Below are 8,280 nucleotides of genomic sequence, written 5' to 3'. Positions count from 1 at the left end.
CTGAGGCCGGAGGTATGGGTCAGCAACTGGTGCAGGGTGGGCGTCGGGCAGGCCTCGGTATCGTCGGCCTCCGTGGCGCCATCGCGCAGGCAGCGCATGTCGCCGAAGGCAGGGATGAATTCGGACACCGGCGTATCGAGGTGGAAGAGCCCCCGTTCCGCCAGCATCATCAAGGCGACGCTGGTGATCGGTTTGGTCATCGAATAGATGCGCGCGACCGTGTCCCGTCGGAAAGGCAGGCCCGAGTCCACGTCACGCATCCCGGCCTCGTGGTAATAGGCTTCCTTCCCGTTTTCGGCGATCAGCACCGAGCAGCCGGGAAAGCGGCGCCGGTCCACATAGCTTTGCATCCATGTCGCGATGCGGTCCAGACGCGCTGGATCAAGACGTCCCATTTACCAACTCCCTGAAAGCCGGGTCAGACCTCCAGCCACTCCTTGCGAACGTCGTCCCGGGCGCGCAGTTCGGCGGGGGTGCCTTCGAAGACGACCTGCCCGTGACCCATGACATAGACGCGATGCGCGATGTCCATGGCGATGGCGAGCTTCTGTTCCACCAGCAGGGTGGAGATCCCGCGCCGGGCAATTTCCTGCAGCAACTCGGCCACCTTCTGGGTCATCTGCGGCGACAGGCCTTCCGTCGGCTCGTCGATCATCACGAAATCCGGGTCACCCATCAGCGTCCGGCACATGGTCAGCATCTGCTGCTCACCGCCCGACAGAACCGAAGCTTCGACATCGGCGCGTTCGTTGAGGTTGGAAAACAGATCGAACATGTTCTGCATCGACCAGCGCCCGGTGCCGTCCTTCTGGCCGGGTTTCAGCCCTAGGATCAGGTTCTGCCGCGTGGTGAGACCCGGAAAGATATCGCGGTTCTCGGGGACATAGCCGATGCCCATATTGGCCACCTCGAAGGCTTTCTTGCCCGCGATCTCCTCTCCCTTGAACTTCACCGATCCCTTGGGCGTCACCTCGCCCATGATAGCCTTGCAGGTCGTGGAACGGCCCACCCCGTTGCGCCCCAGAAGGGCGACGATCTCGCCCTCCTGCACATTCATCGTCACACCCTGAAGAATGTGGGATTTGCCGTAGTAGGCGTGCATGTCGGTTACTTCGATCATCAGTGTTCCGCCTCCAGCGCGGCGCCCAGATAGGCTTCCTGCACGCGGGCATCGCCGCGCACCTCCTCGGGTTTGCCCGTCGCGATGATCTCCCCGTAGACCAGCACCGAAATGCGGTCCGCAAGGCCGAAGACAACGCCCATGTCGTGTTCCACCATGATCAGGGTCTTGCCCACGGTGACCGTGCGGATCAGGTCCATGATGTAATCGGTTTCCGAATGGCTCATCCCGGCGGTGGGTTCGTCCAGCATGATGACGTCGGCGCCACCGGCGATGGTGATGCCGATCTCCAGCGCGCGCTGTTCGGCGTAGGACAGCACCCCCGCAGGCAGATCGCGCCGGGACGTCAGGTTGATCTGTTCGAGGATACGGTCCGCCCCCTCGGTCAGATCGCGGGAGCGGCCGACCATGTTCCAGAAGCTGTATTTGTACCCATGCGACCAGAGCAGCGCGCAGCGCACGTTTTCGAACACGGACATGGCCGGGAAGATGTTCGTGATCTGGAAAGACCGCGACAGCCCCATGCGGTTGATCTGGAAGGGCTGCAACCCGGCCAGATCCTTACCGTGCAGCTTGACCGTGCCGCTTGTCGGGGCAAAGCGCGCCGTGATCAGGTTGAACAGCGTGGACTTGCCCGCGCCGTTGGGTCCGATCACCGCGTGGCGTTCCCCCTTGCCGATACTCAGATCGATCCCGCGGATGATCTCCGCCTTGCCAAAGCTCTTTCGCAGGCCGGAAATGTCCAGCGCCGGGGCATCCGTGCTTGTCATGGCGTTCATACCGTCCCCTCCCGTGCCGTATTGGCGGTTGCCCATGCCGCCCGCAGTTCGGGCATGTTACGCCGGGTGATCCAGAAGGCCAGAACCGCGACGGCGATGGCGATGATCCACGGCAGCAGGGAATGGCTGTTGAAGGTCGTCCAGAACAGGGTCATGTCGTAATCCCCCGTGGCCGCGTGGCGCACATGGAACGTCATCTCCACCAGCGCCGAGACCGCCAGAACGCCGACCGCCGCGGGCAGCAGCGTCTTGATGTAGGGCATCACCAGCGTACCGGCCCGCCCCGTCTTGAACGCCGGGACATGCATCATGATCAGCCCCGCCAGACCACCCGGGAAGAACATCACCGTGGCGAGGAACAGCACACCGGCATAGAAGGCCCAAAGCTCCGTCTGAAGGCTCAGAACCGTCTGCACCAGCGTGAAGACCACCGCGCCGATGATCGGCCCGAAGAAGAAGCCCACGCCGCCAAGGAAGGTCACCAGAAGGATCACGCCCGAGGATGCTGTGTTGAGGTTCTCCTCGGTCAGGATTTCGTAGTTGATCGCGAAAAGGCCCCCCGCGATACCGGCAAAGAAGCCCGATGCCACGAAGCTGTAGAACCGCACCCAGCGTGCCGAATAGCCGAGGAATTCGGCACGTTCGGGATTGTCCCGCACGGCGTTGGCCATCCGGCCCACCGGGGTGCGCGACCACAGGTACATCAAGACGGCGCTCAGAAGCACCCAGAACGAGGTGAGGTAATAGACGTCGATCTGCTGGAGGAACTCGTTGCCGAAGAAGGGCATCGCGTAGGTCCGGTCGCCGGAAATGCCCTCCTCTCCGCCGAAGAACGCCACGATAATCACCGAACAGGCCGCGATCAGCTCCCCCACGCCGAGCGAGATCATGGCAAAGACGGTCCCGGCATTGCGGGTGGAGAATGACCCGACGATCAGCGCCAGCCCCATGCCGAACAGCCCTGCGAACAGCGGCAGGACGGGCAGCGGGAAAGACGCGAAGAAATCGCTCGCGTTCATGATGTGCATCGCCGCGAAGCCGCCGACCCCGGCATAGACCGCATGGCCGAAGGACAGCATCCCGCCCTGACCCAGCAGCATGTTATAGGACAGCGCGAAGACCACCGTGATCCACATCTGGTTCATGATCGTCAGCGCCGAGTTCGACGTGAAGATGAAAGGCATAATGACCAGCAGCACAGCGCCGACGATCCAGGGCATCAGGGTGTAGGTCATCGACCCCGCCCGCATCTTTTCGCGCGCATCCGTCGGATCGGTGGTGATCTGCTCCGTTCCGTCTTCGATATCGGTATGTTTGAGGTCGCTCATGTGTGACGCTTTCCGAAGAGGCCCGCGGGGCGGAAGATGAGGATCAGCACCATCAGGATGTATGGCAGGATGTCCGCGATCTGCGGGCTCGTGACCGTCCAGAGGTCACGGAAGATATTGTCCTCAAGGTTGGAGGGCGTGACGATGCCGATGCCGTTCAGGATATTGGACATCTCAATATTGTAGGACTTCGCGAAGGTGGTCAGCCAGCCGATCAGCAACGAGGCGACCAGAGCACCCCAGAGCGATCCGAGCCCGCCGATCACGATGGTCACGAAGACGATGGAGCCAAGAACGAAGGCCATGCCCGGGAAGGTGCCCAGCACCGGCCCCGCGATCACCCCGGCAACACCGGCGAGCGCAGTGCCCACCCCGAAGACCCCCATGAAGATGAGCGGCACGTTGTGCCCCAGCGCCTCCACCGTGCGCGGATAGCTGAGTGCTGCCTGAATGATCATCCCCACCCGGGTCCGGGTCAGGATGTAGAGCAGCCCGATGAAGATCGCGACCGAGATGAAGATCATGAAGATCTTGTAGGCCGGGATCGAATTGCCCGCGATGGAGAAGGCGGTGAAGTTCAGGATGTCGGGGATGTCATAGGGCATCTGGTTCTTGCCCCAGATGAACTGGACCAATTCCTCAATCAGCAGCGCCAGACCGAAGGTAAAGATAAGCTCCGGCACGTGGCCGTATTGGTGGACCCGTCTCAGCCCGTATCGTTCAACCCCGGCGCCAAGCACCCCGACGATAAGTGGCGCCAGCAACAGCCCCATCCAGAACCCCAGTGCGAGGCTGATTTGATAGGCGAAATAGGCGCCAAGCATATAGAAGCTGGCATGCGCGAAGTTGAGCACACCCATCATGGAAAAGATGAGCGTGAGGCCGGCCGAAAGCATGAACAGCAGCAATCCGGTCACAAGCCCGTCGATCACGTTGACGAGAATGAGTTCCATCGGGTCCCCCGGGGGATAGAATTTTCAGGAAGGATGGCCGCACCGTCAGCCGGTGACGGTGCGGCCCCGTGAACGTCCCTTATTCGGGGCGCTTCATCTCGCAGGTGGTCGGGCTGTCCATCGAGGCCATTTCGACTGTGGATTCGGTCAGCACGCCGAAACCAGACTGGTCATAGTCGAAATCGATGTTCTCATCCGTATGCACGCCCACATGCATGTCCTGGATCAGCTGGTGATCCTGCGGACGCATGTAGAGCTTGCCGCCCCACATGGTTTCGTACTCCATGCCCTCAAGCTCTTTGGCCACGGCCACCACGTCATCAGCGGTGCCCGCCTGCTCGATCGCCTTCTCCAGCATGCCGATCACGTTGAAGATCCGGCTCTGGTCGATGTTGCCATCGGGGTACTTCTTCTCGAAGGCCTCATAGGCCGCGCGGGCCTCTTCGGAGGCGATCGGATTGATGCCGCCCTGGGAAATCAGGCGGATACGATCCTTGCCGCTTTCGCCGAAGGCCGCCGTGATACCGGAGCCGGCCGCGTAATAGGTGTAGATCGGGCCGTCAAAGCCGTTCTCGATCACCGATTTGCCAAGGCCCAGCATGTCCGCGCCCCAGTTGCCGGTGATAACCGCGTCGGCACCCGAAGCGACGATCTTGCGCGCGTAGGGCGTGAAGTCCTTCACCTTGCCGATGGGGTGCAATTCATCGCCGACGATTTCGATATCGTCACGCTTTTCACCGAGGAACTTGTTCGCCGCGGCGGAAACCGCCTTACCGAAGGAATAGTCCTGCCCGATGATATAGACTTTCTTGATGTCGTCCTGCTGGGCGATCACGTCGGTCAGCGCGTCCATCTTGATGTCGGCGTTGGCGTCGAAGCGGAAGTGCCAGAAGTTGCACTTTTCGTTGGTCAGCGCCGGGTCGACCGCGGCGTAGTTCAGGAACAGTACGCGGCTGTCGGGGTTACGCTTGTTGTGCTTGTCGATGGCTTCCGTCAGGGCGTTGGCCACGCCGGAGGAGTTGCCCTGTACGATGTAGCGCACACCCTGGTCGATGGCGACCTGAAGCTGGATCAGCGATTCCTTCGGGCTGATCTTGTTGTCGTAGCCGATAATCTCGAATTTCTGGCCATCCAGCACGCCGCCGTCGTCGTTGACCATGTAGTCGGCCGCGAATTCGAACTGGTGCAGGCCGTTGGTGCCGGTGCTGGCGAAAGGTCCGCTCAGCGGGTCGATGAATGCGATCTTGATGTTCTCGGCGAATGCGGCTGACGCACCGACGATCATGGAAAGCGCAGAGACCGCGCCCAGCTTCGTAATCTTCTTCATTTGTGATCCTCCCTAGGACAGCCCGGCGCATTGTTGCGTTTTCAATCCGGACCTTGCGCGAAGCCTTGCACACCACTGGATAAAGTCAAGTTCGGTCATGAAGTTTTGCACCCGCATCATCCAGCTGTGTTCTACCGGGGTGCAGGTGGGGGTGGTAGCGGGGGGTTAGTCACTGTCAGGTGACGATAGGTAAACACATGATAACTATATATTTATCTCAGAATACTCGTCGGTATCGGGCCCGCCGAACAGCCCTGCGGATCACCCGGCCATACCGAAAGCGGACCCTACGTAACATCGGGATTCCGAAGGCATGCCAAACCTCCACGACAGCGTCCAGTTCCGCATAGCGGAATTGGTGTCCGTCAGTCCGGTTTTGATTCTACATCCGCTTTCCGCGTCCCGCCGCTTCGGATGCTGATGGCCTCCGCCGCGTCCCACAGCAGCTTCGAATAGACGGTTTCAAGCTGCCTTTTCTTGACGTGAAAGGACGGCCCCCCGACGTTCAGCCCGTAGACGCGGGAGCCGTTCAACGTGAAGACCGGAACCGCGATACCGTTCACGTCCCCGCGCCATTCCCCGTAGCTCGTGCAATAGCCGCGTTCCTCGAATTCGCGCAGCGCGGCGTCCACATGGGCGCGGCCCTCGGCTTCCGCCTCGGGGCCTTCCTCGCGGGCGAAGGCAAAGATCCTTTCGCGCGCGGCCTCATCCATCCCGACAAGGATCGCCCGCCCGATGGCGGACCGGAAAATCGGCAACCGCGACCCGATGCGCATCATTAGGGCCACGTCTTCCCGCGAACGCTCGGCCGCCACGTAAACGGCATCCAGCCGATGCGCCTCGGCCAGAGCGACGGTGATATAGGAATTCGGGCCATCGCGCAGCTTGCGCATTTCCTGTTCGGCCCGGTCGCTGATGTCCATCGCTGAAAGCACGCCAAAGCCCAGTTGCAGAACCCCGGCCCCCAGCCGGTAGGTGCCCGTGCGGGGATCGGCTACAAGGTAGTCAAGCGCGCAAAGCGTATGGGTCAGCCGCGACACCGTGGCCTTGGGAAGGCCCGTGCGTTCGGAAAAATCCGTGTTCGTCAGCGCAACCTCGTTGGAGCGGAAGCAGCGCAGCACATCGAGCCCGCGCGCCAGCGCGGTGACGAAATTGCGGTCCTTGGCTTCCGCCGGATCGGTGACGAACTCCTGTTCAGCCACGCTTCAGCGCCTCCAGCCCATGCTGGGCAAACACCGGCACATAGCGTCCTACCTTCATCGCGCGTTCCGGGTTCGATGCGTTTCCGTCCAACGCCCGCTTCAGCACGCCTTGGATGATTGCGGCCATCCGGAAGAAGTTGAACGCCAGATAATATCCGAAATTGTCGATGCCCCCCAGTCCGCGCCGCTCGCAATAGCGGGCGATGAATTCGGCATCGCTCGGCAGGCCCAGTTCGGCGCGGTCGATCCCCGCCAAACCGCGCCCCTCGCTCCCGGCGGGCATCTGCCATTGCATGATCACGGCGGCCAGATCGGCAAAGGGATGCCCGATCGTCGAAAGCTCCCAGTCCAGCACAGCAAGACAATCAGTGCCTTCCTTGGCAAAGATCATGTTGTCGATCCGGTAATCGCCGTGCACCAGCGTGCGCTGGCCATCGTCCTCGGGCATCTCGGCGGCGAGCTTTTCCATCAGCTCGTCCATCCCCGGGATCGTTTCGGTCTCCGACGCGCGATATTGCTTGGACCAGCGGCCCACCTGCCGTTCGAAGTAATTGCCCGGGGGGCCGTAGTCCGACAGGCCCGCGGCGTCGATATCGACATCGTGCAGCGCCGCCAGAACGCGGTTCATCTCGTCGATCACCCCGGCACGGTGCGCAGGCGTCATCTCCGGCATGGTGGGGTCGGCATAGTTGCGGCCATCCACATGGTCCATGATGTAGAAGGCCGAGCCGATCACATCGTCGTCCTCGCAGAGCAGATACATCTTCGCCACCGGCACGTCAGACCCGTAGAGCGCCTTCTGCACCCGGTATTCCCGATCCACCGCATGGGCGGATTTCAGCAGCACGCCGGGCGGCTTGCGGCGCAGCACATAGTTGCGCGTGGGCGTCTTCAGCAGAAAGGTCGGGTTCGACTGTCCGCCCTGAAACTTCGTGACCTCCAGCGGACCGGCATAGCCGTCAAGATGTTCCGACAGGTAGCGGTCCACCGCGTCGATATCGAGGGTCTGGGTATCCACGCTCATCGGTTCACTCCTCAGCTGTAACTCATCAGGTCGGCGCGGTCTGCCGCCATCATATGCGGTGTGGTGTTGAATTCATGCAGGAAAAAGCGGCTCCCCGAAAAGATGAACCGCGTGATCGAGGTATTCTTTACCTGAAGGTTCAGCGCCATCATCTGGGCGGGGGGTGCTTCGAGCGCGCGGGCGGTCAACTGCCCGATGGGGCCGCCGGAACTGACCACCAGCACGCGCTTGGCGTCGGTATCGCAGGCAAAGTGCCGCGCCGCTTCGACCCGGTCGGAAAACTGCTGCCACGTTTCCTCTGCGCCGTCGCAGCCACCCGCCTGCCAGTCGAGGATGGTTTCGCGCAGGGTGCGGAAATGGGTCTTGCGGTCCTGCATCACCGGGTCGGGCACATTGCCCGCGAACCGCGCGTCCAGCAGGTTGTGGAAATCGTATTCGTTGAAACCCGCGTGTTCCTCGGGTGCCGCGTCAAAGCCCATTGCGCGCAGCGTGTCCTTCTGCCGCCGCAGCGTGCCGGTGATCAGCCGGTCGGGCACCCAGCCCGCGC

At 61.8% G+C, this 8,280-nt stretch carries 9 protein-coding genes; all 9 read right to left on the bottom strand.

Translation table 11 applies throughout. The features are described from left to right. The coding region (locus A3764_RS21140) for a serine hydrolase domain-containing protein (protein WP_236628284.1) at window positions 1-395 on the bottom strand (395 nt) is incomplete at its 3' end. A 23-nt stretch (window positions 396-418) separates the two neighbouring features. After that, on the bottom strand, window positions 419-1,123 hold the full coding sequence (locus A3764_RS21135; protein WP_082851023.1) for an ABC transporter ATP-binding protein: 705 nt from the start codon (window positions 1,121-1,123) through the stop codon (window positions 419-421). Next, window positions 1,120-1,899 carry an ABC transporter ATP-binding protein gene (locus A3764_RS21130; protein ID WP_067920699.1) on the bottom strand — a complete coding sequence of 260 codons (780 nt, stop codon included), beginning with the start codon at window positions 1,897-1,899 and terminating at the stop codon, window positions 1,120-1,122. Before A3764_RS21130 ends, A3764_RS21135 begins: the two co-directional genes overlap by 4 nt. Further along, window positions 1,896-3,227, bottom strand: coding sequence for a branched-chain amino acid ABC transporter permease (locus A3764_RS21125; protein ID WP_067920701.1), 1,332 nt, complete (start codon window positions 3,225-3,227; stop codon window positions 1,896-1,898). The genes A3764_RS21130 and A3764_RS21125 overlap by 4 nt, the downstream gene beginning before the upstream one ends. Further along, window positions 3,224-4,180: a branched-chain amino acid ABC transporter permease gene (locus A3764_RS21120; RefSeq protein WP_067920703.1), complete on the bottom strand. Its 957-nt coding sequence runs from the start codon at window positions 4,178-4,180 to the stop codon at window positions 3,224-3,226. The genes A3764_RS21125 and A3764_RS21120 overlap by 4 nt, the downstream gene beginning before the upstream one ends. A 79-nt stretch (window positions 4,181-4,259) precedes the next feature. Next, window positions 4,260-5,507 carry a branched-chain amino acid ABC transporter substrate-binding protein gene (locus A3764_RS21115; RefSeq protein ID WP_067920704.1) on the bottom strand — a complete coding sequence of 416 codons (1,248 nt, stop codon included), beginning with the start codon at window positions 5,505-5,507 and terminating at the stop codon, window positions 4,260-4,262. 365 nt (window positions 5,508-5,872) lie between these two features. Then, window positions 5,873-6,709 carry an IclR family transcriptional regulator gene (locus tag A3764_RS21110; RefSeq protein ID WP_067920706.1) on the bottom strand — a complete coding sequence of 279 codons (837 nt, stop codon included), beginning with the start codon at window positions 6,707-6,709 and terminating at the stop codon, window positions 5,873-5,875. Beyond that, window positions 6,702-7,733, bottom strand: coding sequence for a phosphotransferase family protein (locus A3764_RS21105; RefSeq protein WP_067952067.1), 1,032 nt, complete (start codon window positions 7,731-7,733; stop codon window positions 6,702-6,704). The genes A3764_RS21110 and A3764_RS21105 overlap by 8 nt, the downstream gene beginning before the upstream one ends. 11 nt (window positions 7,734-7,744) lie before the next feature. Then, the coding region (locus A3764_RS21100) for a histidine phosphatase family protein (protein ID WP_067952065.1) at window positions 7,745-8,280 on the bottom strand (536 nt) is incomplete at its 5' end.

Origin of the sequence: Sulfitobacter sp. HI0129 (assembly GCF_001635395.1) — a bacterium.
GTDB lineage: Bacteria > Pseudomonadota > Alphaproteobacteria > Rhodobacterales > Rhodobacteraceae > Sulfitobacter.
Note: the sequence above shows the minus strand (reverse complement) of the source record. Positions and strands in the feature narration are given on the sequence as shown.

Excerpts from the sequence above, each read along its gene's own strand:
- A3764_RS21105 (WP_067952067.1), bottom strand. The coding sequence starts at position 7,733 with ATGAGCGTGGATACCCAGACCCTCGATATCGACGCGGTGGACCGCTAC.
- A3764_RS21120 (WP_067920703.1), bottom strand. The coding sequence starts at position 4,180 with ATGGAACTCATTCTCGTCAACGTGATCGACGGGCTTGTGACCGGATTG.
- A3764_RS21125 (WP_067920701.1), bottom strand. The coding sequence starts at position 3,227 with ATGAGCGACCTCAAACATACCGATATCGAAGACGGAACGGAGCAGATC.
- A3764_RS21115 (WP_067920704.1), bottom strand. The coding sequence starts at position 5,507 with ATGAAGAAGATTACGAAGCTGGGCGCGGTCTCTGCGCTTTCCATGATC.
- A3764_RS21130 (WP_067920699.1), bottom strand. The coding sequence starts at position 1,899 with ATGAACGCCATGACAAGCACGGATGCCCCGGCGCTGGACATTTCCGGC.